We start from the raw sequence: 23,239 nt of genomic DNA on the forward strand, positions 1-23,239 counted from the left end.
ATTCCGGCCAGCGTGGTTTGACGGGGCGCTTAAGATCAAAAGCAGATCAAGATCAAGATCAAGAGCGGCTCGCTTCGCATCGTGGTTACTGTTGGCTGCTATCAAGTTGTGCAACGGGTCGGTCTATATCGCACCGGACGTTAATTGACACTTTTCAGATAATTAGTCGGCCACTGGTTAAATAAATAATGGCGTCATGATTAAGACATTTTCTGTCAACTATTCCGAATGGAAAGAAGGGGTGTCACTGTGAGAGATTTCGGCCGCAACACGTAACACTCTCACATAACTGATTATCAACAGGTGACTTATATGTCTTCCATAGAAAGCCTTCCAATCGGCGGTACATGGACCCAGTCCGAGTTACGTGGCACAGACCAGCGCGAACGGCTGGAGGCCAGGCGCGGCGAGCCTTCAGTGCTGGTCGGCGGGGCAGGCGGCGACCAACTGGTGGGGCGTCAGGGTGCCAATACATTCAAATATGAAAAAAGCACCGACTCTCTCAGCGATGATCCGGACACGATCCTGAATTTCAATCCGAAAGAAGATGAGATCGATGTGTCCCTGATGTTAAAGGACCACGCTATATCGGCAATCAATATTCAACCAGGCCCGCCTGTGGAGGTGGGCGATGTGCAACTGAGCCACGCGTTCGGCGTGAGTACATTGACTATCAAAGTCAATGCCGAAGGGCCGAACTTTTCCGTACGCGTTGATGGTGTAAATCTGTTGCCGCAGCATATTAATTTCTTCCATTCGGATTAAGCCTACGGGTTCTCCAGGTCATGCCCCAGCGACTGGATAAACAGTGAAAACAACTCGGGCTGTGACGAGATATCGAGCTTGGCGTAAAGGTGCCTGCGGTGCACTTTGACCGTGTCCGGCGAGATATTGAGGCGTTCGGCCATGGCCTTGGAGGAAAAAACCCGCAACACCAGGCGAGCGATTTCCAGCTCGCGGTCCGACAGTACACCACTGCCGAAATGACTCAGCGCGTCCCGAATCTGGCTGTCTATTGCCGGTGCTCGCTGAGTGCTTTGCTGCCAGTGCTGCTGCATCAATGGCAGCACCCAAGCAGCCAGTGTGGTCAACAGCCCGGTTTCCTCAAAGCTGAAGCGTCGCTGCATACCCAGGGACAGTGAAAGCGTGCCCGTGCCGGGCAATTGCAGGATCAACTGCACTTCGTCTTCCAGCACGTTGTCGTGGAAGTAGTTGAGGAAGTACTCACTCTGGCGAAAATGGTCCGGCGCCACTTCCTCCAGGCGGTACACGCCGCTGGCATAGTTCTCGCGGCACGCCTGGTAGAACGGGTCGAGCAGGTACAGACCGTTGAGGTACACCAGCATCGACGCCGGTTTGCTGCTGGGCTGGGCGTCGTACTCCTCAAGGGCCTGGGGCGGGCCGTCCAGCGGGTAGAAAATCGCCAGGGCGTTATCGAAGGGCAGGCATTGGTGCAATAACAGCACCAATTGTTTCCAGAACCGTTCGGTGCCGATTTGTGACAGGGTGCGCCCCAATCCCGCGTGCATGCCGATTTCCCGGAACAGGCTCATATCACTGGCTCCCCTCAAAAGATCGGCCAAGGGTTCGGCTTTTAGCCGGTACCGTCAAGGGGAGTACGCCAATAGGGGAATTGGCCTACCGGCCCGCCAGCCGATAACGTCGTCACTATTCAACGGGAAGCATATCCCGCACACACATCATTTTTCGTTTCTGCCTCACACCAAAAACAACGACAGAGGATAACGATATGAGCGCTACCCCCACGCCCGATGGCGTGCTCAAGCCCACCTTGAGCGTCTTTGATGTAGTGGCTATCACCGTTTCCGCGGTGACGCCGGCCAGTTCCGTATTTGTGATCGCCCCGTTCGCCATTCAGCAAGCGGGCAGCGGTGTGTTCCTGGCGTTTGTGATGGCCGGGCTGCTGGCGTTGATGTTCGCCTTCTGTTACGCCGAACTCGGACGCGCCCATAACAGTGCCGGTGGCGAGTATGTGTATGCCAAGCGCGTGTTTGGTGGCATGGCCGGCTACGCCACGTTCCTGACAGTGCTGGTGATGTTGTTGTTTATCCCGCCGGTATTGGCGACTGGTGCGGCGACTTATCTGAATAATGCCTTGGGCACGAACTTCGACTCCCAAACTGTCGCCCTGGTGATCGTGGTGTGCAGCTACGCCCTGGGCATTCTCAATATCAAGCTCAATGCCTGGATTACCGGCACCTGCCTGCTGTTGGAAGTGGCAGCGTTGCTGGTGATTGTGGTGATCGGCTTCGGCAACCCGGTGCAGCCGGCCAGCGTATTGTTCCAGCCGCAGATCGTCGAAAACGGCGTGTTGCACCTCGCGCCCTGGGCCCTGGTGATCGGTGCCGTCGGTATTGGCCTGTTCTCATTCAATGGCTACGGCCCGGCGGTGTTGCTGGCCGAAGACATGAAATGCGGCGGCAAGGGGGTACACAAGGCGGTGCTGTGGTCCCTGGGGTTGGTGGTGGTGATCGAACTGGTGCCAATCACCGCACTCTTGATCGGCGCGCCGTCCCTGAGTGAGATGATCAGCAGCCCCGACCCCATTGGCTATCTGTTGACCAGTCACGGTAATGAAACCCTGTCGCGGTTGGTCAGTGCCGGGATTTTCCTGTCGGTGTTCAACGCAATTGTGGCCATTGTCATCCAGATCGGCCGGGTGGTGTTCAGCAGCGGACGCGATGCACTGTGGACGCCGAGTATCAACAAGCTGTTCACGCGGATTCATCCGCGCTGGGATTCGCCGTGGCTGGCTACGTTGTTCCTGGCGATTCCTTCGGCGCTGTTGAGTTTCAGCTCGAACCTGGCGGATCTGACGTCGTTCAGCGTGTTGCTGATCATGCTGGTGTACCTGGTGGTGGCGCTGAGCGCGCTGATGAGCCGGGTGCTGCTGCGTGATCGCGAACATCCCTATCGCATGCCATTGTGGCCGTTGCCGGCCGTGCTGGCGGTGCTCGGCGCGGGGTATCTGTTAGTGACCTTGATCCTTGAGGCGTCGATGCGCGACATCATGGTCATTATCGGCTTGCTGGCGCTGTCGGTGATTTTGTATTGCATCAGTGGCCGGTCGAGTCCGGTCTTTCAGAAATTGTAAGGAGTGGGTATGCGCGCACGTCAATTGGGTATCACGCTGGGGCTGGGCACGCCTGGCGAATTGAATGCCATCACCGATGTTCCCGGGGTTCGCGTCGGCCACACCACGCTCAAGACGCGTGTCGACGGCAAGCAGGTGCGTACCGGCGTGACGGTGGTCCAGCCACGCGCCGGTGAGGCCCGGCATCAACCCTGTTTTGCCGGGTACCACGTGCTGAACGGCAATGGTGATGCCACCGGCCTTGAGTGGATCAACGAGGCCGGATTGTTGACCACGCCGATGGCCATCACCAACACCCACAGCGTCGGGATCGTGCGTGACACCTTGATCGCCCTGGAGCGCGAACGCCTGCAAGACCCCGCGGTGTACTGGTGCATGCCGGTGGTCATGGAAACCTATGACGGCCTGCTCAACGATATCTGGGGCCAGCATGTGCAACCTGAGCATGTGCGCCAGGCACTCGACCATGCCGAAACCGGCCCGGTGCAGGAAGGCGCCGTGGGCGGCGGCACCGGGATGATCTGCCATGAGTTCAAGGGCGGCATCGGCAGCGCATCCCGGCGCTTGTCGGCGGAGCAGGGCGGCTGGACCGTCGGCGTATTGGTGCAGGCCAACCATGGCAAGCGCCAGGAGCTGCGGGTCGATGGCTACCCGGTGGGCCGACATTTGATGGACATCACTTCGCCCTTTGCCGAGCAGGGCACGCCCGGCATGGGGTCCATCGTGGTGGTTATCGCCACCGACGCGCCGTTGCTGCCCCATCAGTGCCAACGCCTGGCGCAGCGGGCGTCCATCGGTATCGCACGCACCGGTGGCGGCACCGAGGATTCCAGCGGTGACTTGTTTCTGGCCTTTGCCACCGGTAATCAGGATTTGCCGCAGGCGGACTACGGGCGCAAGGACCTGCCGCTGCGTACCGCGTTGCATATGGTCAATAACGATCATATTTCTCCACTGTTCAGCGCGGCGGCGGAGGCAGTGGAAGAAGCAATCATCAACGCGATGCTGGCAGGGGAAGACATGACCACACAGGCGGGTGTCCAGGTGCCTGGCCTGGCCGGCGAGACCCTCTTGGCAGCATTGCACAAGTGTGGCTGGAGTGTGCCCCGGCAATAGGGGACACTGCACTTTAATAGTGCAAGTAGTGGCTATTTAATGCCGCTAATGACACCGTGACAATATATTGGATCCATTACTCAAGTGCGCCGCTCAACTTGGAGCGGCTTTACTGCTATTTAATATTTAAATAATGCGGCGCTCGAATTCGGCGGGTAAAAGCAAGCGTTCCCAGTAAACACTGCGTGGGACTTCCTCAAGTTGAACCTGTGTCACATTTTTGCTGTGGAAATAGATGTAGACGAAAGATTTCAAGTTGTGTCAGTTTTCTTACGCCTTCAAAAGAGGTGAGTGATAGGACTATCCTCGCCCGCGAGGTTCCTATCGAACAAAGACTGATGCACTTGCAAACAAGGAAGTACGTTTATGTCAAAAGTAAAAGACAAAGCTATTGTATCTGCCGCGCAAGCCAGCACTGCTTACTCGCAAATCGATAGCTTCAGCCATTTGTATGACCGTGGCGGTAACCTCACAGTCAATGGCAAACCGTCCTACACCGTGGACCAGGCAGCGACCCAGCTGCTGCGGGATGGCGCCGCGTATCGGGACTTTGATGGCAACGGCAAGATCGATCTGACCTACACCTTCCTCACCTCGGCTACCCAGAGCACCATGAACAAACATGGCATCTCAGGGTTCAGCCAGTTCAACGCCCAGCAGAAAGCACAGGCCGCACTGGCCATGCAATCCTGGTCGGATGTCGCCAACGTGACCTTTACCGAAAAGGCTTCCGGCGGTGACGGTCACATGACCTTCGGCAACTACAGCAGCGGCCAGGACGGCGCCGCGGCCTTCGCTTACCTGCCCGGCACCGGTGCGGGCTACGATGGCACCTCGTGGTACCTGACCAACAACAGCTACACGCCGAACAAGACTCCGGACCTGAACAACTATGGTCGGCAGACCCTGACCCACGAAATCGGCCACACCCTGGGCCTGGCTCACCCTGGCGACTACAACGCCGGGAACGGCAACCCGACCTATAACGACGCGACCTATGGACAGGACACGCGTGGCTATAGCCTCATGAGTTACTGGAGCGAGAGCAACACCAACCAGAACTTCAGCAAAGGTGGCGTCGAGGCTTACGCTTCCGGCCCGCTGATCGACGACATCGCCGCGATCCAGAAGCTCTATGGTGCCAACCTCAACACCCGCGCCGGCGACACCACCTACGGGTTCAACTCCAACACCGGGCGTGATTTCCTCAGCGCCACATCCAACGCCGACAAGCTGGTGTTCTCGGTGTGGGACGGTGGCGGCAACGACACCCTGGACTTCTCTGGCTTCACTCAAAACCAGAAGATCAACCTCACTGCCACCTCGTTCTCCGATGTTGGCGGCCTGGTCGGCAACGTGTCGATCGCCAAGGGCGTCACCATCGAGAACGCATTCGGCGGTTCGGGCAACGACCTGATCATTGGTAACCAAGTCGCCAACACCATCAAGGGCGGGGCCGGCAACGACCTCATCTACGGCGGCGGCGGTGCGGACCAACTGTGGGGCGGGGCCGGCAGCGATACCTTCGTGTACGGTGCCAGTTCCGATTCCAAGCCAGGGGCTGCGGACAAGATCTTTGACTTCACCTCCGGTTCCGACAAGATCGATCTGTCGGGCATCACCAAGGGGGCGGGCTTGAGCTTCGTCAATGCGTTCACCGGCCATGCCGGCGATGCTGTGCTGAGCTATGCCTCGGGTACTAACCTGGGCACCTTGGCCGTGGACTTCTCCGGGCACGGCGTGGCGGATTTCCTCGTCACCACCGTTGGCCAGGCAGCCGTCAGCGACATCGTGGCCTGATGCACGGCGCGGCGCCTCGGCGCCGCGCTCCAGGATGGAGCTTTATATGCCACGTTTTTCTCATTTGATCGCCTGTGCTTCGCAGGTGTTGTTCGTTTTGGCAGGAGCCCACGCAATGGCTAGCAGTCTTGTATTACCGACCTCCGCCCAGTTGGCGGGGCATTGGCAATTGAAGCAGCAGGACCAGGTATGCGCGCTGGATTTATTGGAACAGGCCAATGCCCTGGGAGGCGATATCGCTTGTGTGGAGCAATGGCTGGGCGACAAGCCACAGACGTGGTCGCCAACGCCGGACGGCATTTGGCTGTTTAACGCCGAAGGCTCAGGGATCACGCATTTGAATCGCCAGAAAGAAGGCGAATATCAAGCCCGCACTAAAACCGGGCGAGTTGTCGAGCTGAAACGAATGCCTTAGTTAAAAGTTATAAGCATATAACTCGATTTAGCAGTTGGCCGTGCGCTTCCTCGGCAGGGCGACTATTACGTGCAGTGCGCTCCAGGAAGATAAAACAATATGGCGAAGTCCCAAGGGGTTGCGCCCTTATTCAGGGCGCTGGGTGAATACAAGAGTATTTTGATCAGCGTCGGCTGTTTCACGGCATTGATTAACCTGCTGATGCTGGTGCCGTCGATTTACATGTTGCAAGTGTATGACCGTGTGTTGTCCTCCCAGAATGAAACCACCCTGGTGATGTTGACGCTGATGGTCGTGGGCTTCTTTGCGTTTATTGGCCTGCTTGAAGTTATCCGCAGCTTTATCGTGATTCGCATTGGCAGCCAGTTGGAGCGGCGTTTCAATCTGCGCGTGTACAAGGCCGCATTCGAACGCAACCTGCAACGCGGCCAGGGTCATGCCGGGCAATCACTGGGCGACCTGACCGCGCTGCGTCAATTCATCACCGGGCCTGCGTTGTTCGCGTTCTTTGATGCGCCATGGTTCCCGATCTATCTGTTCGTGATTTTCCTCTTCAACGTGTGGCTCGGCGTGCTGGCCACGGCTGGCGCGGCATTGCTGATTGCCCTGGCTTGCCTGAATGAATACCTGACCAAAAAACCATTGGGCGAGGCGGGTGTGTTTTCCCAGCAGTCAACCCAATTGGCCACCAGCCACCTGCACAACGCCGAGACGATCCAGGCGATGGGTATGCTCGGTGCATTGCGCAAACGCTGGTTCGGGGTGCATTCGCAGTTTCTGGGCTTCCAGAACACCGCCAGCGATACCGGGTCGGTCATTACCTCTCTGAGCAAATCCCTGCGCCTGTGCCTGCAATCTTTGGTATTGGGGCTGGGCGCCTACCTGGTGATCAAGGGCCAGATGACCGCCGGGATGATGATCGCAGGCTCCATCCTGATGGGCCGCGTACTCAGCCCCATCGACCAACTGATCGCGGTGTGGAAGCAATGGAGTTCGGCCAAGCTGGCTTACCAGCGCCTTGATGGGCTGCTGCGTGAATTCCCGCCAGAGGGCGAGCAAATGGCCTTGCCGGCGCCCAAGGGTCAGGTCAGTTTCGAACAGGTCAGTGCTGGCCCACCGGGGCGGCACATGGCGACCTTGCATCAAGTCAGTTTCAACCTGGCGGCCGGTGAAGTGCTGGGCGTGCTGGGCGCGTCGGGCTCCGGCAAGTCCACCCTGGCCCGCGTGCTGGTGGGCGTGTGGCCGACCCTGGCCGGCACCGTGCGGCTGGACGGCGCGGACATTCACCGTTGGGACCGCGACGACCTCGGCCCGCACATCGGCTATTTGCCCCAGGACATCGAGCTGTTCAGCGGCAGCATCGCCGACAACATCGCACGCTTTCGCGAGGCCGACCCGGAGCTGGTGGTCAAGGCCGCGCAACAGGCCGGTGTGCATGAACTGATCCTGCGCCTGCCCCAAGGCTACGACACGGTGCTGGGCGACAACGGCGGCGGCCTGTCCGGTGGCCAGAAACAACGTGTAGCCCTGGCCCGCGCCCTGTACGGCGGGCCGCGCCTGATCGTGCTGGATGAGCCCAACTCCAACCTCGATACGGTCGGCGAAGCGGCGTTGGCCAGCGCCATCGTGCAGATGAAAGCCCAAGGCAGCAGCGTCGTGCTGGTGACGCATCGCTCCTCGGCATTGGCCCAGGCCGACAAATTGCTGGTGCTCGGCGAAGGCCATCTGCAAGCGTTCGGGCCCAGCCAGGAAGTGCTGCGGGCGTTGTCCGGGCAACAGCAGGAAGCGCCGAAAGAGAAAACCGGTGTCAGTTTCAGTCGTCAGTACCCGGCCGCAAGGAACCCAGGCGCATGAGCAGTATTACGGTAGAACCTCGTTTCAAAGAGCGCGATGCCCGCTTCTTCGTGCGTATGGGCTGGCTGATGACGGTCGTCGGTGCCGGTGGTTTTTTCCTCTGGGCCAGCCTGGCACCGTTGGATCAGGGCATCCCGGTGCAAGGCACCGTGGTGGTGTCGGGCAAGCGCAAGGCCGTGCAAACCTTCAGCCCCGGTGTGGTCAGCCGCATCCTGGTCAAGGAGGGCGAATTGGTCAAGCAAGGCCAGCCGTTGTTTCGTCTCGACCAGACCCAGAACCAGGCCGACGTGCAATCCCTGCAAGCGCAGTACCGCATGGCCTGGGCCAGTGTGGCGCGTTGGCAGAGCGAGCGCGACAATCTGCCGAGCATTACCTTTCCCACCGAGCTGAGCGCCAATCCTGATCCAGCCCTGGCGTTGGTGCTGGAAGGCCAGCGCCAGCTGTTCAGCAGCCGCCGCGACGCCTTCGCCCGTGAACAAGCCGGGATTCGCGCCAGCATCGAAGGCGCTACCTCCCAGTTGAGCGGTATGCGCCGTGCCCGCAGTGACTTGACCGCCCAGGCCCAATCCCTGCGCGCGCAACTGAGCAATCTGCAACCCTTGGCCGACAACGGCTACATCCCGCGCAACCGGCTGATGGACTACCAGCGCCAGTTGTCTCAGGTGCAGCAGGACCTGGCGCAAAACGCCGGTGAAAGCGGCCGGATAGAGCAGGGCATTGTCGAGTCGCGGCTCAAATTGCAGCAGCACAGCGAGGAGTATCAAAAAGAGGTGCGCAGCCAATTGGCCGACGCGCAATTGCGCAGCCTGACCCTGGAGCAGCAACTCACGTCTGCGGGGTTCAACCTGCAACACAGCGAAATCAACGCGCCGGCCGATGGCATCGCCGTCAACCTCAGCGTGCACACCGAAGGCGCCGTGGTGCGCGCCGGGGAAACCCTGTTGGAAATCGTGCCCCAGGGCGCGCGCCTGGAAGTGGAAGGGCATCTACCGGTGCATCTGGTGGACAAGGTCGGCACGCACTTGCCCGTCGATATCCTCTTCACCGCCTTCAACCAGAGCCGCACGCCACGGGTGCCGGGCGAAGTCAGCCTGATTTCCGCCGACCAGATGCTCGATGAAAAAACCGGCGCGCCGTATTACGTGCTGCGCACCAGCGTCAGCGACGCGGCGATGGAAAAACTCCACGGTTTGGTGATCAAGCCCGGTATGCCTGCCGAGATGTTCGTGCGTACCGGCGAGCGGTCATTGCTCAATTACCTGTTCAAGCCGCTGCTGGATCGCGCCGGCTCCGCGTTGACTGAGGAATGAGCATGAAGCCAGTGTTCATTTCGCTATTGCTGGTGTGTGGCAGTGCCCAGGCCGCCATGGGCCCGTTCGATGTTTACGAGCAGGCGCTGCGCAACGATCCGGTGTTCCTCGGCGCGATCAAGGAGCGCGACGCCGGCCTGGAAAACCGCACCATCGGCCGCGCCGGGCTGCTGCCGAGGCTGTCCTACAACTACAACAAGGGCCGCAACAACTCCGAGGCGCATCTGCCCGACGGGCGCGGCGGCAGCTATAGGGACGACCGCAACTACAACAGCTACGGCTCCACCTTCAGCCTGCAACAACCGTTGTTCGATTACGAAGCCTATGCCAACTACCGCAAGGGCGTGGCCCAGGCGCTGTTTGCCGATGAAAGCTTTCGCGACAAGAGCCAGGCGCTGCTGGTGCGGGTGTTGAGCTATTACACCCAGGCGCTGTTTGCCCAGGATCAGATCGACATCGCCCGGGCAAAGAAAAAGGCCTTCGAGCAGCAATTCCAGCAGAACGAGCACTTGTTCAAGGCCGGCGAGGGCACGCGCACGGACATCCTTGAAGCCGAGTCGCGCTACGAGCTGGCCACTGCCGAAGAGATCCAGGCCCTGGATGAGCAGGATGCGTCACTCAGGGAGCTGGGCGCGTTGATCGGCGTGCAAAGCGTCAACATCAACGACCTGGCGCCGCTGAACCAGAGCTTTGCCGCGTTCACCCTGACCCCGGCCAATTACGACACCTGGCATGAGCTGGCGCTCACCAACAACCCGGTGCTGGCTTCACAGCGTCAGTCGCTGGAAGTGGCGCGCTATGAAGTGGAACGCAACCGTGCCGGGCATTTGCCGCGAATCACCGCGTATGCCACGTCGCGCAAACAGGAGTCCGACAGCGGCAACACCTACAACCAGCGCTACGACACCAACACTATTGGCGTCGAAGTGAGCATGCCGCTGTATGCCGGTGGCGGTATTTCGGCCTCCACCCGCCAGGCCAGCCGCGCAATGGAGCAGGCCGAGTACGAGCTGGAAGGCAAGACCCGCGAAACCCTGATCGAGCTGCGCCGCCAGTTCAGTGCATGTCTGTCGGGCGTGAGCAAGCTGCGTGCCTACCAGAAGGCATTGGTGTCCGCCGAGGCGCTGGTGGTGTCGACCAAGCAGAGCATCCTTGGTGGCGAGCGGGTCAACCTTGATGCGCTGAATGCCGAGCAGCAGCTCTACAGCACTCGCCGCGACCTGGCCCAGGCGCGGTACGACTACCTGATGGCCTGGACCAAATTGCACTACTACGCGGGCAACTTGCGCGACACCGACCTGGCCAAGGTAGACGAGGCCTTCGGCCCGGATAAAAACCTTTAGGAGTTCGCTCCTATAAGGGGAATAACAATAATCAGGAGTGTGCAGATGATCACTGATTCACCGCGTTTCAAACCCTTCACCGCAGGTTCATTGCTGTTGTTGTCCGTTGCGGCACAGGCGCAATACACCGAGACCGGCCAAGCGGGTAACCCGGCCAGTTGGCGTTCGGCCGAATACCAAAGCGATTGGGGCCTGGGCCGTATGAAGGCCGATGAAGCCTACGCCGCCGGGATCAGTGGCCAAGGCGTGAAAATCGGCGCGCTGGACTCGGGCTTCCATGCCAATCACCCCGAAGCCTCCAAAGACCGCTTTCATGCGGTGACCGCCACCGGCACCTATGTCGACGGCAGCGCGTTCAGCACCACGGGCGCGCTCAACCCCAACAACGATTCCCACGGTACTCATGTCACCGGCACCATGGGCGCCGCCCGCGACGGCGTGGGCATGCACGGCGTGGCGTACAACGCGCAAGTCTATGTGGGCAACACCAACGCAAACGACAGCTTCCTGTTCGGCCCGACGCCAGACCCCAAGTACTTCAAGACGGTATACACCGCGATGGTGGATTCCGGCGTGCGCGCCATCAACAACAGTTGGGGCAGCCAGCCCAAGGATGTCAGCTACCAGACCCTCGGTGACCTGCACGCCGCCTACGCCCAGCACTACAACCGTGGCACCTGGCTGGACGCCGCGGCGGATGTGGCCAAGGCCGGGGTGATCAACGTGTTCAGCGCCGGCAACAGCGGCTATGCCAATGCCAGCGTGCGCTCGGCCTTGCCGTATTTTCAGCCGGAACTGGAAGGCCACTGGCTGGCGGTGTCGGGGCTGGATAAGGCTAACAACCAGAAATACAACAAGTGCGGTATCGCCAAATACTGGTGCATTTCCACGCCCGGCGCGCTGATCAACAGCACCATTCCCGACGGTGGTTATGGGGTCAAATCCGGCACCTCGATGTCGGCACCCCATGCCACCGGGGCGTTGGCGCTGGTGATGGAGCGCTATCCCTATATGACCAACGAGCAAGCGTTGCAGGTGTTGCTGACCACTGCCACGCAGCTTGACGGTTCGATCACCCAGGCGCCCAACGCAATCGTCGGTTGGGGCGTGCCGGACCTCGGCAGGGCGATGCACGGCCCGGGTCAACTGCTGGGAGCCATGGATGTGAACCTGGCAGCCGGGCAGGGTGATGTGTGGAGCAACGGTATCTCCGACCAGGCCTTGCTTGCGCGCCAGGCCGAGGACCGCGCCGAGCACAGCGCCTGGCAGCAAACCCTGATCGACAAGGGCTGGCAGAACGGCGTGAGCGCCACCGCCAGCCAGCAGGACCAGACCGACTACGCCATCGGCAACGCCCGCGACCAGGCAGCGGCGAACCGTGTGTATGAAGGCAGCCTGATCAAATCTGGCGCCGGCAGCCTGGTCCTCAGCGGTGACAGCACCTATCGGGGCGCCACTGTCGTCAATGGCGGCCTGTTGGCGGTGAACGGTTCGCTGACCTCGGCGGTCACGGTGAATGACAGCGGCACCCTTGGCGGTTCCGGGCGTATCGCCGCGTTGTCGGTAAACAACGGCGGCCGCGTGGCACCGGGCAATTCCGTTGGCACCTTGCAGGTAGCGGGAGATGTGAACCTCGGCGCGGGCTCGACCTATGCAGTGGAACTGACGCCCACCAGCAGCGACCGTATTGTCGCGGGCGGCAAGGCGGTCCTGGGCGGCGGCACCGTCACCTTGACGCTGGAAAACAGCCCCACGTTACTCAGTCAAAGTCAGGTCCAAAGCCTGATTGGCCGGCAATACTCGATCCTTGAGGCCGCGGGCGGCATCCAGGGCCAGTTTGGCCAAGTGCTACCCAACTACCTGTTCCTCGGTGGCACCCTCGACTATGCCGCCAACGCTGTGCAACTGAACGTGGGGCGCAACGACGCGAGTTTTGCCAGCGTCGCCGCCACCCGTAACCAGCGCAACGTGGCGGCGGCTGCCGAACAATTGGGCGCCAGCAACCCGGTGTATGAAAGCCTGTTGCAGTCGCAGTCAGTCGCCACCGCCCAGCAGGGTTTGCAGCAACTGTCCGGTGAAATCTACCCCGCCGTGGGTGCGATGCTGATCAACGACAGCCTGCAACTGCGCAATGCCGTGGGCGAGCGCCTGCGCCACGTACCAGTGAGCGGCGAAAGCAACCTGTGGTTCAAGGCACTCGGTGCCTGGGGCAAGAGTGACAGCCGCAGCGAAACGGCCGGTTCGACCACCTCCATCGGTGGCCTGTTGGCGGGCGTGGATGGCGCACTGGATGAGCAGACCCGCGTGGGTGTGGTCGCCGGTTACAGCGACAGCTCCTTGAATATGGGCAGCGGCACGCACTCATCGGCGTCCATCGACAGCTACCACTTCGGCGCGTATGCCGGGCGCGAGCTGGGCGACTGGCGCTTGAGTGTCGGCGGTGCCTACAGCTGGCATCGCGGGGATGTGAAGCGCGACCTGCAATGGGGTGATGTCAGCGGCAAGCAAAAAACCAAGCTGGATGCGACCACAGCGCAAGTCTTCACCGAAGCAGCGTACCGCATCCGCCTGCAAGCGGTGGCCTTGGAACCGTTCGCCAACCTGGCCTATGTGCACCTGAACAGCGAGTCGTTCCACGAAAAAGGCGATGCCGCCGCCCTGGAACGCGGCAGTGACCGCCGCGATGCGGTGCTCAGCACCCTTGGCGTACGGGCATTGAAAACCCTGGCCCTCAATGACCACCAGCAACTGGAACTCTCCGGTTCGTTGGGCTGGCAACACAGCCTCACCGCCGTGGAATCCGAAGAGCACTTGGCGTTTGTCGCAGGCGGCCCTTCATTTGCCGTGCGCAGTGCGCCATTGCTGCGTGACGCTGCTTTGGTGGGGCTGCAAGCCAGCCTGGCGCTGAATGCCGCGACGCGGGTCAACCTGGATTACAACGGCCAGTTGGGTGGCCGCGCGAAAACCCAGGGTGTGGGTTTGAGCCTGAACTGGCAGTTCTGAAGACACCGCGAACAAAAAATGTGGGAGCAGGCAAGCCAGCGCCCACATTGAATCGGCGGTGTTCTGGAGAAAGTGATTTACACACGTGCAATAAGAAAACTAAGGAAGGTCACCGTGAAAAAACGCAAGTCAGGGTTAACTACCGCCATCCACACCGGCCCGGGCTACCCGCTCAAGGCGCTGAGCTGCGTGCCATACGGCGCGTTGCTGTGTTGCCTGGCAAGCCTGGGAACCGCTCAGGCTGCACCCTATGTGGAAACCGGCAAGCTGGGTGATGCCGCCAGTTGGCGCAGCAACGAGTTCAAGGCCGACTGGGGCTTGGGCGCCGTGCAGGCCGACACCGCGTATGCCGCCGGCTACACCGGCAAGGGCGTCAAGCTGGGAATCTTCGACCAGCCGGTGTACGCCCAGCATCCGGAATTCGCCAGCCCCGACAAGGTGGTGACGATTGTCACCGAGGGCATTCGCCAATACACCGACCCGTATATCCCGGTGAAGGCCGGTGATGCGTTCCGCTACGACGGCACGCCGTCCAAGGACTCCAACGGCAAGCTGGGTAACCACGGCACCCACGTCGGCGGCATTGCTGCGGGTAACCGCGATGGCGGGCCGATGCATGGCGTGGCGTTCAATGCGCAAATCCTCACCGCCGAAAACGGTGACCCGGGCCCGGAAGACGGGATTATCCTCGGCAACGATGGCGCGGTGTACAAGGCCGGCTGGGACGGGTTGGTTGCCAGCGGCGCACGCATCATCAACAACAGCTGGGGTATCGGCATCGGTGACCAGTACGCCAAGGGCGGCCGCGATCCGGCGTTCCCCAATTTCACCGTGAATGAAGCCCAGGCGCAGTTCAATACGATCCGGCCGATCCTAGGCACGATCGCAGGTGGTGCTTATCAAGGCGCCATCGACGCGGCCCGCAGTGGTGTGCTGACCATCTTTGCCGCCGGTAACGACTACAACCGCAACAACCCGGACGCGATTTCCGGCCTGGCGTATTTTGTGCCGGAGATTGCGCCGAACTGGCTGTCGGTGGCGGCATTGCAGCAGAACCCGGACACCGCCAGCCCTGATCCGTATGTGATCAGCACCTTCTCTTCACGTTGCGGCTATGCGGCGAGTTTTTGCGTGTCGGCACCCGGTACCAAGATCTACAGCTCGATCATCAACGGCACCGACCTGAACAACCTGACCACCGACTGGGCCAACAAAAACGGCACCTCCATGGCCGCCCCCCATGTGGCGGGTGCAGCAGCGGTGCTGATGGAGCGCTTCGAGTACATGAGTGGCGACCAGATCTCCACGGTGCTCAAGACCACGGCCACTGACCTCGGCGCGCCGGGTATCGACTCGCTGTATGGCTGGGGCATGATCAACCTGGGCAAGGCGGTCAACGGCCCGGGGATGTTTATCACCGCCGAGGACATTCCTGCCGAGTTCCGCATTGAGGGCGCCTATGGCAGCGGGCAGTTCGTCGCGGACCTGCCGGGCGTCGGTGCGGTGGTGGACGCGGGCAAACCGACCCAGCGCATTTGCAACGACGTGCACTGCGGGCTGGATGTGTGGAGCAACAACATTTCAGGCCATGGCGGCTTGACCAAGCAGGGCATCGGCACCCTGGTGCTGGCCGGCGCCAACACCTACAGCGGCCCGACCCTGGTCAATCAGGGCTTGCTGGCGGTCAACGGTTCGGTCACCTCCGATGTCATCGTCAGCCAGACCGGCGTAATCGGTGGCTCGGGGCGTATCGGCTCGCTGACGGCAAATAGCGGCGGCGCCGTGGCGCCGGGCAATTCCATTGGCACCCTGAACGTGGCAGGTAATGTCACCTTCAACCCGGGCTCGACCTACGCCGTGGAATTATCGCCTACCAGCAGCGACCGTATCGTCGCCGGGGGTACCGCCACGCTCAATGGCGGCACCGTAACCCTGGCCCTGGAAAACAGCCCGACACTGTTGAGTGCAACCCAGGCCCAAAGCCTGATCGGCCGTCAGTACAACATCCTGCAAGCGGCGGGCGGTGTCACCGGCAGTTTTGGTGCTGTACTGCCCAACTATCTGTTTGTCGGCGGCACCTTGAATTACGCGGCCAACGGTGTGCAGTTGGACGTGACACGCACCAACAGCTTCGCCAGTGTTGCTGCTACACCGAACCAACGCGCCGTGGCCGCAGCCGCTGAGCAATTGGGTGCGGGCAATGGCGTGTATGAAAGCTTGCTGTTGGCACCGACGGCCGCTTCGGCCCAGGGCGCGTTCCAGCAACTGAGCGGTGAAGTCTATCCGGCGCTGCAAACCGCATTGGTCAATGACAGCCGTTATGTACGCGAAGCAGTGGGCGAGCGCCTGCGCAATGGCGAGATGGGCGCAACCAGCCAAGCCATCGACAGCCGTGGCAACGTATGGGTCAAGGCCCTGGGCGCCTGGGGCAAGACCGACAGCCGCAGCGACACCGCTGGCTATAACACCTCCATCGGCGGGATGCTTGCCGGGGTGGACGGTGCCCTCGACGACGCCACGCGCATTGGTCTGGTCGCGGGTTACAGCGATACCTCGCTGAACATGGGCAGCGACACCCATAGCCGCGCCTCGGTCGACAGCTACCACTTCGGTGCCTATGCCGGGCATGAAATCGGCGCCTGGCGCCTGAGCGGTGGGGCGACCTACAGCTGGCACCGCGCCGATGTGAAGCGCGATCTGCAATACGGCGATGTCGCCGGCAAGCAAAAGGCCAAGGTCGATGCGCACAGCACCCAGGTGTTCACCGAAGCGGCGTATCGCATCAACCTGCAACCGCTGGCCCTGGAGCCGTTCGCCAACCTGGCCTATGTGCACCTGGACACGGACAGCTTCAAAGAGAAGGGCGATGCCGCTGCGCTGAAAAGTGGCGACGACAGCCGCGACCTGGTGTTGAGCACCTTGGGTGTGCGCGCCTTGAAGACCTTCAACGTCAACGACCACCAGCAATTGGAAGTCTCCGGCACTCTGGGCTGGCAGCACAACCTGAGCAGCACCGATTCCGAGCAACACCTGGCGTTTGCCTCGGGTGGCCCGTCGTTCGCGGTCGAAAGTGCGCCGATGGTGCGGGATGCCGCACTGGTTGGGGCACGGGTCAGCCTGGCGTTGAGCAAGGATGCGCGGGTGAACTTTGACTACAACGGCCTGCTGGCCAGCAAAGAGAAGGTGCACGGCGTCGGCTTGAGCCTGGACTGGGCGTTCTAAAGGCCAGGTGTAGCTGGTTGTGGCGAGGGAGCTTGCTCCCTCGCCACAGAAGCTCGCTCCTACAGTAGGTAACGGATAACAGGTGTTTTGGCTTTCTCTACAAATCCAACAACAGAGAGGCACTACCAATGGGTATCTTTGACTATAAAAACCTCGGCACCGAGGGCTCCAAAACGTTGTTCGCCGATGCGATGGCGATCACGATGTATTCCTACCACAACCTGGATAACGGCTTTGCCGTGGGTTACCAGAACAACGGCTTGGGCCTTGGCCTGCCGGCCACGCTGGTGAGCGCGCTGATTGGCAGCGGCAACGCCCAAGGCGTGATTCCCGGGATCCCGTGGAACCCGGATTCAGAAAAAGCCGCCCTCGACGCAGTGCAACAGGCCGGTTGGACCCCCATCAGCGCCAGCACCCTGGGCTATACCGGCAAGGTCGATGCCCGTGGCACCTTCTTTGGCGAAAAGGCTGCCTACGGTACCGCCCAAGTGGAAGTACTGGGCAAATACGATGACGCCGGCAAACTGCTGGAAATCGGCATCGGCTTTCGTGGCACCTCGGGGCCACGGGAAAGCCTGATCACCGATTCCATCGGGGATGTGATCAGTGACCTGCTTGCTGCATTCGGTCCCAAGGACTATGCAAAAAATTACGCTGGCGAGGCGTTTGGCAACTTGCTCGGCAACGTCGCTGACTATGCCAGCGCCCAGGGCCTGAGCGGCAAGGATGTGGTGGTCAGCGGCCACAGCCTGGGCGGCCTTGCGGTCAACAGCATGGCGGATCTGAGCGGGAGCAAGTGGTCAGGGTTCTACACCGATTCCAATTACGTAGCCTATGCGTCGCCCACCCAAAGCGCCGGCGACAAGGTGCTTAACGTCGGCTACGAAAACGACCCGGTATTCCGGGCGCTGGACGGTTCCTCATTCAACCTGTCGTCCCTGGGCGTACACGACAAACCCCACGAATCGAGCACCGACAATATTGTCAGCTTCAACGACCACTACGCTTCTGCACTGTGGAACGTGCTGCCGTTTTCCATCCTCAACCTGCCGACCTGGGTCTCGCACTTGCCCACCGGTTATGGCGACGGCATGACGCGCATTCTTGAGTCCGGCTTCTACGAGCAGATGACCCGTGACTCTACGGTGATCGTCGCCAACCTCTCCGACCCGGCACGGGCCAACACCTGGGTGCAGGACTTGAACCGCAATGCCGAGGCGCACAAGGGCAATACCTTTATCATCGGCAGCGACGGCGACGACCTGATCAAGGGCGGCAGGGGGGCGGACTTTATCGAAGGCGGCAAGGGTAATGACACGATCCGCGACAGCAGCGGGCATAACACGTTTTTGTTCAGTGGGCAGTTTGGTAATGATCGAGTGATTGGCTATCAGTCGACAGACAAGCTGGTGTTCAACGATGTGCAGGGCAGTACCGATTATCGCGATCACACCAAGGTGGTTGGCGGGGATACGGTGATCAGTTTTGGCGCCGATTCGGTGACGTTGGTGGGCGTGAGCAGTCTGTCGGGGGAGGGGATTGTTATCGCTTAAGTTGGAATGCGGTTAAAAACTGTGGGAGGGGGCTTGCTCCCGATGAAGGTGGGACAGCCACAGATGTGCTTACTGACCCACCTTCATCGGGAGCAAGCCCCCTCCCACATTTGATCTCGGTTCGCCTGGAAAGATTAGTTTTCCTTGCGCACCGTGGCTACATCATCGGCCTTGATGCGAATGCGCTTGCCGGCGATATCGGTAAATTCATAGAAGCCGTCGGCTGTCTTGGCGTTGGGCGTGTCCTTGGTCAAATACTGCGTGCCATTTTGCAATGTCACTACCGTTTGCGTGGAGCAACCGGCCAATACCAGAAAAGTGAGTGCAACCAGCGGCAGACCCAAATTCTTCATGTTCATAACCCTTACCTTTAACCCTGAAAAGTCCCGCAGCGTCTGGCTGTGGGCTATAAATGTTACGCGATCAACTCCCTCATCTGATCGTTTTTTTGCAAAAAGTTGCAGGCGCCATTTATCTATTACCGATTGCAACAACGGCTTTGCATCGGCACTCTGTATGCATAACCAGTATTTGACTCCCTCGCGCCATGGCCAACCCCCTCGAAGACCCCTTGTATTACCTGCATAACTTCCGCCAGGTCCTGGCCTGGCTGGGGCAACGCTATGCCGATCTGCTCGATGCGGACGAACAGCATTTCATTCAGCAATTTGACAGGTTGCCCCAGGCGTCCCAGGCGTTATTGGTGCGCATGGTGATGCGCAAGGGTGTGCATTTTCGCGGCGCCAAGCTTAATTATGTGGAAATCGGCTGCCCCCATGCGGCAGCGGGCCCATTACGAGAACTGGGATGGGTGGATGACCAAAGCCCGCTGCCGTTTGCCACCTTGTTCGCCTTGCTGCAAAAGGGCGAAATCCTCGGCGCGTTCAGGCCCTGGATCGATCAGCCCAAGGGCAACAAGGCCACCTGGCTCGAACCGCTGGCGGCGCAGTTCAGCGAGCCGCGCAGTTTTGCTCAATGGTGCCCGGGCTTGGATGATGTGCTCTATAGCCTTACGGTCATGGCGTTGTGTGATCGCCTGCGCTTGATGTTCTTTGGCAACCTGCACCAGGACTGGTCCGAGTTCGTGCTGGCAGACCTGGGCATCTACACCTATGAAAAAGTCGAGATTTGCGCCGAGTCCCGCGGGTTACGCACGCGTGACGACGTGGTGGGGTTCCTGTTCCTGCACCAGTGCCAGCAAGCGTTTGAAGCCGGTGAGGCATTGGACACGCTGCTGGTGCAGATCGCCGGCCTGCGCACCGACAACCCCTGGCTGGAAAAACGCCGCGCCAAGCTGTTGTTCCAGATCGGCCAGTATTGCGAGCGCTGCGCCGAGCTTGCGCTGGCTGAACAGATCTACCTTGCCTGCGCCTATCCCGGTGCACGTGCGCGGTTGATCCGGGTCGTTGAGCGTCAAGAGGATTACGCCCGAGCGCTGGCCCTGGCCACCGCAGCTCAGCAGGCCCCGGAAAGCGCCGCTGAACAACAGCACTTGCTGCGTGTATTGCCGCGCCTGCGCCGCAAACTCGGCGAACCGGCGTTGCCCAAGGCCAAGCCGCAAGCGGTTGCACGCCTTGACCTGGCACTCGCCCAGGCGCCGCTGATGTCGGTGGAATACTGCGTCCAGGCGCACCTGAACGAGCCCGAGGCACCGGTGCATTACGTCGAGAATGGGTTGATCAACTCGCTGTTCGGCCTGTTGTGCTGGGAAGCGATTTTCGCGCCGCTGCCGGGCGCGTTCTTCCATCCGTTCCAGCGTGGGCCGGCGGACCTGCACAGCGAAGACTTCCATCAACGCCGCGAGGCGTTGTTTGCTACGTGTTTCGAGCAACTGGGGGATGAGCGCTACAAGGCCACCATCCGCCAACGTTTTCTGGACAAATGGGGTATCCAATCACCTTTCGTGTTTTGGAGCCTGCTCAGCGAAGAGCTGTTGGAGCAAGCCCTGGCCTGCCTGCCCGCCGAGCACCTGCGCCATTGGTTCACACGCCTGCTGCTGGATATCCGCGCCAACCGCTCCGGGATGCCGGACCTGATCCAGTTCTGGCCTGCACAAAAAACCTACCGCATGATCGAGGTCAAGGGCCCGGGCGACCGCCTGCAAGACAACCAACTGCGCTGGCTGCAATTTTGCGGCGAGTACCAGATGCCGGTCACCGTCTGTTACGTGCGCTGGGCGGAGCAACCCGCTTGAGTTACAGCGTGGCCGTACGGGCGCTGTGTGAGTTCACGGCCAAGGTCGGCGACCTTGACCTGCGCTTTACCCCGTCGCCCAGCGCCCAGGAAGGTATCGTCGGCCACCGTACGGTGGCGTCCCGGCGCAGCGCGCACTACCAGAATGAAGTCGCCCTGGAGGGGCAATACCAGCAGCTCAACGTGCGGGGCAGGGCGGACGGCTACGACCCCGACGCCAACCGCCTTGAAGAAGTCAAAACCTACCGCGGCGACCTCTCTGCCCAGCCCGCCAACCATCGGCAACTGCACTGGGCCCAGGTCAAGGTGTATGGCTGGCTGATGTGCCAGAAGCTCGGCCTCGGCGAAATCGACTTGGCGCTGGTGTACTTCGATATCGTTGGCGAAGGCGAGACGCTGCTGAACCAACGTTTCGAGGCGGCGCAGCTTGAGCGCTTTTTCAATCAGCAATGTGCGTTGTTCCTCGACTGGGCCCAATTGGAAATGCAGCACCGCGATAAGCGCAACAAGGCCGCCCAAGCCCTGGCATTTCCCCATGCCGATTTTCGTCCCGGGCAGCGTACGTTGGCCGAGTCGGTCTACAAGGCGGTCAGCACCGGCCGTTGCCTGATGGCCCAGGCGCCCACGGGCATCGGCAAGACCGTCGGTACCCTCTTCCCGATGCTCAAGGCGCTGGCGCCGCAGCAGCTGGACAAGGTGTTCTTCCTTACCGCCAAAACGCCGGGGCGCAAGCTCGCCCTGGATGCCGCCCAGGTGCTGTACGACAGCAGTCCGGATCTGCCGCTGCGTGTACTTGAGCTGGTTGCACGGGACAAGGCGTGCGAACACCTGGATAAAGCCTGCCATGGTGATTCCTGCCCGCTGGCCAAGGGTTTTTACGACCGCTTGCCCGCCGCCCGCCAGGCCGCGTCCAGGGTTCGCCTGCTCGATCAGCGCAGCCTGCGCAGTGTGGCGCTGGCCCATGACGTGTGCCCGTATTACCTCAGCCAGGAAATGGCGCGCTGGGCCGACCTGGTGGTCGCCGACTACAACTATTTTTTCGACTTCGGCGCCCTGTTATTCGGCCTGGCGCAGTTGAACCAATGGCGTGTTGCGACGCTGGTCGACGAGGCCCATAACCTGGTGGAACGCGCCCGTTCGATGTACAGCGCCAGCCTCGACCAATACAGCCTCAAGACCTTGCGCGATACCGCGCCCGAGCCGCTGAACAAACCCTTGCAGCGCCTGAACCGCGAGTGGAACGCGTTGCACAAGGAACAAGTCGCGCCGTATCAGGCCTATGCCACCCGGCCCGACAAACTGCTACAGGCCCTGAGCCTGTGCACCAGCGCCATGGGCGACTACTTCAACGATCACCCCGAGTCCCTCAATGGCGACCTGCAAGCCTTCTACTTTGAAGCACTGCAATTTTCCAAGGTGGCCGAGCTATTCAACGAACACTTCATCTTCGACATCAGCAAGCGCCAGTTCAGTGGCAAGCGCAGTAGCTCGACCCTGTGCCTGCGTAATGTGGTGCCGGCCGAATTCATCCGGCCCCGATTGACGGCGGCTCGCAGCAGCGTGCTGTTTTCCGCGACCCTGAGCCCACGCCACTATTACGCCGATTTACTCGGGTTGCCGGCGGATGCTGCCTGGGTCGATGTAGAGTCGCCGTTCAAGGCCGAGCAATTGCAGGTCAGCATCGTTGAGCGCATCTCTACACGCTTTGTGCACCGCCAGGCGTCGCTGGAACCTATTGTGGAATTGATCGCCCGGCAATTTGCCGAGCAGCCGGGCAACTACCTGGCGTTTTTCTCCAGCTTCGATTACCTGCAGCAAGTGGCGCAGTTACTCGCCGAGCGATACCCGCAGATTACACTGTGGCTGCAGTCACGCGGCATGGCCGAGGCCGAGCGCCAGGCGTTCCTGGACCAGTTCACCCAGCACAGCCAAGGCATCGGTTTTGCGGTATTGGGCGGCGCGTTTGGCGAAGGTATCGACCTGCCGGGGGCGCGTTTGATTGGCGCTTTTATTGCCACCCTGGGCTTGCCGCAACTCAACCCGGTGAATGAACAGATCAAGGCACGCATGGGCGAGGTTTTCGGCGCGGGGTATGACTACACCTACCTGTATCCCGGCATCCAGAAGGTGGTGCAAGCGGCGGGGAGGGTGATCCGCAGCCAGCACGATCGCGGCGTGGTAATGCTGATCGATGACCGCTTTGGCGAGGCACGGGTTCGACAGTTGCTGCCGAGGTGGTGGGCGATCAATGTTTGACAGATTACGGCGATTCAAATGTGGGAGGGGGCTTGCTCCCGATTACGGCGTATCTGCCA

At 60.7% G+C, this 23,239-nt stretch carries 15 protein-coding genes; 13 read left to right on the top strand and 2 right to left on the bottom strand.

The window, feature by feature from the left end; translation table 11 throughout:
• The first annotated feature begins 312 nt into the window (after positions 1-312).
• Positions 313-765 (top strand): M10 family metallopeptidase C-terminal domain-containing protein, encoded by a 453-nt coding sequence (locus tag E4P00_RS17655; RefSeq protein ID WP_032875250.1) that lies wholly within the window; start codon positions 313-315, stop codon positions 763-765.
• A 2-nt stretch (positions 766-767) separates the two neighbouring features.
• Here E4P00_RS17655 and E4P00_RS17660 read toward each other — a convergent pair whose 3' ends face one another.
• Positions 768-1,553 (bottom strand): LuxR C-terminal-related transcriptional regulator, encoded by a 786-nt coding sequence (locus tag E4P00_RS17660; protein WP_248132281.1) that lies wholly within the window; start codon positions 1,551-1,553, stop codon positions 768-770.
• 197 nt (positions 1,554-1,750) lie between these two features.
• Between E4P00_RS17660 and E4P00_RS17665 the strand changes: the two genes are divergently transcribed.
• From E4P00_RS17665 to E4P00_RS17710, 10 genes are all read left to right on the top strand, one after another.
• Positions 1,751-3,115, top strand: coding sequence for an APC family permease (locus E4P00_RS17665; protein WP_005788456.1), 1,365 nt, complete (start codon positions 1,751-1,753; stop codon positions 3,113-3,115).
• Between the two features lie 9 nt (positions 3,116-3,124).
• Positions 3,125-4,231 (top strand): P1 family peptidase, encoded by a 1,107-nt coding sequence (locus E4P00_RS17670; protein WP_103735198.1) that lies wholly within the window; start codon positions 3,125-3,127, stop codon positions 4,229-4,231.
• A gap of 366 nt (positions 4,232-4,597) precedes the next feature.
• On the top strand, positions 4,598-6,031 hold the full coding sequence (locus E4P00_RS17675) for a serralysin family metalloprotease (RefSeq protein WP_005788454.1): 1,434 nt from the start codon (positions 4,598-4,600) through the stop codon (positions 6,029-6,031).
• 46 nt (positions 6,032-6,077) lie between these two features.
• Positions 6,078-6,446: an AprI/Inh family metalloprotease inhibitor gene (locus E4P00_RS17680; RefSeq protein ID WP_248132283.1), complete on the top strand. Its 369-nt coding sequence runs from the start codon at positions 6,078-6,080 to the stop codon at positions 6,444-6,446.
• A gap of 99 nt (positions 6,447-6,545) precedes the next feature.
• Positions 6,546-8,300: a type I secretion system permease/ATPase gene (locus E4P00_RS17685; protein ID WP_078821396.1), complete on the top strand. Its 1,755-nt coding sequence runs from the start codon at positions 6,546-6,548 to the stop codon at positions 8,298-8,300.
• Entirely contained in the window at positions 8,297-9,610 is a 1,314-nt protein-coding gene (locus tag E4P00_RS17690) for an HlyD family type I secretion periplasmic adaptor subunit (protein ID WP_248132285.1), read from the top strand. The genes E4P00_RS17685 and E4P00_RS17690 overlap by 4 nt, the downstream gene beginning before the upstream one ends.
• 2 nt (positions 9,611-9,612) lie before the next feature.
• On the top strand, positions 9,613-10,953 hold the full coding sequence (locus E4P00_RS17695) for a TolC family outer membrane protein (protein WP_005788450.1): 1,341 nt from the start codon (positions 9,613-9,615) through the stop codon (positions 10,951-10,953).
• 45 nt (positions 10,954-10,998) lie between these two features.
• On the top strand, positions 10,999-13,956 hold the full coding sequence (locus E4P00_RS17700) for an autotransporter serine protease (RefSeq protein ID WP_248132287.1): 2,958 nt from the start codon (positions 10,999-11,001) through the stop codon (positions 13,954-13,956).
• Between the two features lie 114 nt (positions 13,957-14,070).
• Positions 14,071-17,178, top strand: coding sequence for an autotransporter serine protease (locus E4P00_RS17705; protein WP_078821394.1), 3,108 nt, complete (start codon positions 14,071-14,073; stop codon positions 17,176-17,178).
• 128 nt (positions 17,179-17,306) lie between these two features.
• Positions 17,307-18,731 (top strand): lipase, encoded by a 1,425-nt coding sequence (locus E4P00_RS17710; protein WP_248132289.1) that lies wholly within the window; start codon positions 17,307-17,309, stop codon positions 18,729-18,731.
• Between the two features lie 134 nt (positions 18,732-18,865).
• Here E4P00_RS17710 and E4P00_RS17715 read toward each other — a convergent pair whose 3' ends face one another.
• Positions 18,866-19,090, bottom strand: a complete 225-nt coding sequence (locus tag E4P00_RS17715; RefSeq protein WP_005788446.1) for a YgdI/YgdR family lipoprotein — start codon at positions 19,088-19,090, stop codon at positions 18,866-18,868.
• Between the two features lie 188 nt (positions 19,091-19,278).
• On the opposite strand from E4P00_RS17715, the gene E4P00_RS17720 reads away from it, so the two are divergent.
• Together E4P00_RS17720 and E4P00_RS17725 are read left to right on the top strand one after the other, a co-directional pair.
• Positions 19,279-20,925 carry a VRR-NUC domain-containing protein gene (locus E4P00_RS17720; RefSeq protein ID WP_248132291.1) on the top strand — a complete coding sequence of 549 codons (1,647 nt, stop codon included), beginning with the start codon at positions 19,279-19,281 and terminating at the stop codon, positions 20,923-20,925.
• Positions 20,922-23,180 carry an ATP-dependent DNA helicase gene (locus E4P00_RS17725; RefSeq protein ID WP_248132293.1) on the top strand — a complete coding sequence of 753 codons (2,259 nt, stop codon included), beginning with the start codon at positions 20,922-20,924 and terminating at the stop codon, positions 23,178-23,180. The genes E4P00_RS17720 and E4P00_RS17725 overlap by 4 nt, the downstream gene beginning before the upstream one ends.
• Positions 23,181-23,239 lie beyond the last annotated feature (59 nt).

Origin of the sequence: Pseudomonas sp. B329 (assembly GCF_023127835.1) — a bacterium.
Classification (GTDB): domain Bacteria; phylum Pseudomonadota; class Gammaproteobacteria; order Pseudomonadales; family Pseudomonadaceae; genus Aquipseudomonas; species Aquipseudomonas synxantha_A.

Coding starts and splice junctions, on each gene's coding strand:
- E4P00_RS17710 (WP_248132289.1), top strand. CDS start 17,307: ATGGGTATCTTTGACTATAAAAACCTCGGCACCGAGGGCTCCAAAACG.
- E4P00_RS17655 (WP_032875250.1), top strand. CDS start 313: ATGTCTTCCATAGAAAGCCTTCCAATCGGCGGTACATGGACCCAGTCC.
- E4P00_RS17695 (WP_005788450.1), top strand. CDS start 9,613: ATGAAGCCAGTGTTCATTTCGCTATTGCTGGTGTGTGGCAGTGCCCAG.
- E4P00_RS17660 (WP_248132281.1), bottom strand. CDS start 1,553: ATGAGCCTGTTCCGGGAAATCGGCATGCACGCGGGATTGGGGCGCACC.
- E4P00_RS17685 (WP_078821396.1), top strand. CDS start 6,546: ATGGCGAAGTCCCAAGGGGTTGCGCCCTTATTCAGGGCGCTGGGTGAA.
- E4P00_RS17720 (WP_248132291.1), top strand. CDS start 19,279: ATGGCCAACCCCCTCGAAGACCCCTTGTATTACCTGCATAACTTCCGC.
- E4P00_RS17670 (WP_103735198.1), top strand. CDS start 3,125: ATGCGCGCACGTCAATTGGGTATCACGCTGGGGCTGGGCACGCCTGGC.
- E4P00_RS17675 (WP_005788454.1), top strand. CDS start 4,598: ATGTCAAAAGTAAAAGACAAAGCTATTGTATCTGCCGCGCAAGCCAGC.
- E4P00_RS17715 (WP_005788446.1), bottom strand. CDS start 19,090: ATGAACATGAAGAATTTGGGTCTGCCGCTGGTTGCACTCACTTTTCTG.
- E4P00_RS17680 (WP_248132283.1), top strand. CDS start 6,078: ATGCCACGTTTTTCTCATTTGATCGCCTGTGCTTCGCAGGTGTTGTTC.
- E4P00_RS17665 (WP_005788456.1), top strand. CDS start 1,751: ATGAGCGCTACCCCCACGCCCGATGGCGTGCTCAAGCCCACCTTGAGC.
- E4P00_RS17690 (WP_248132285.1), top strand. CDS start 8,297: ATGAGCAGTATTACGGTAGAACCTCGTTTCAAAGAGCGCGATGCCCGC.
- E4P00_RS17700 (WP_248132287.1), top strand. CDS start 10,999: ATGATCACTGATTCACCGCGTTTCAAACCCTTCACCGCAGGTTCATTG.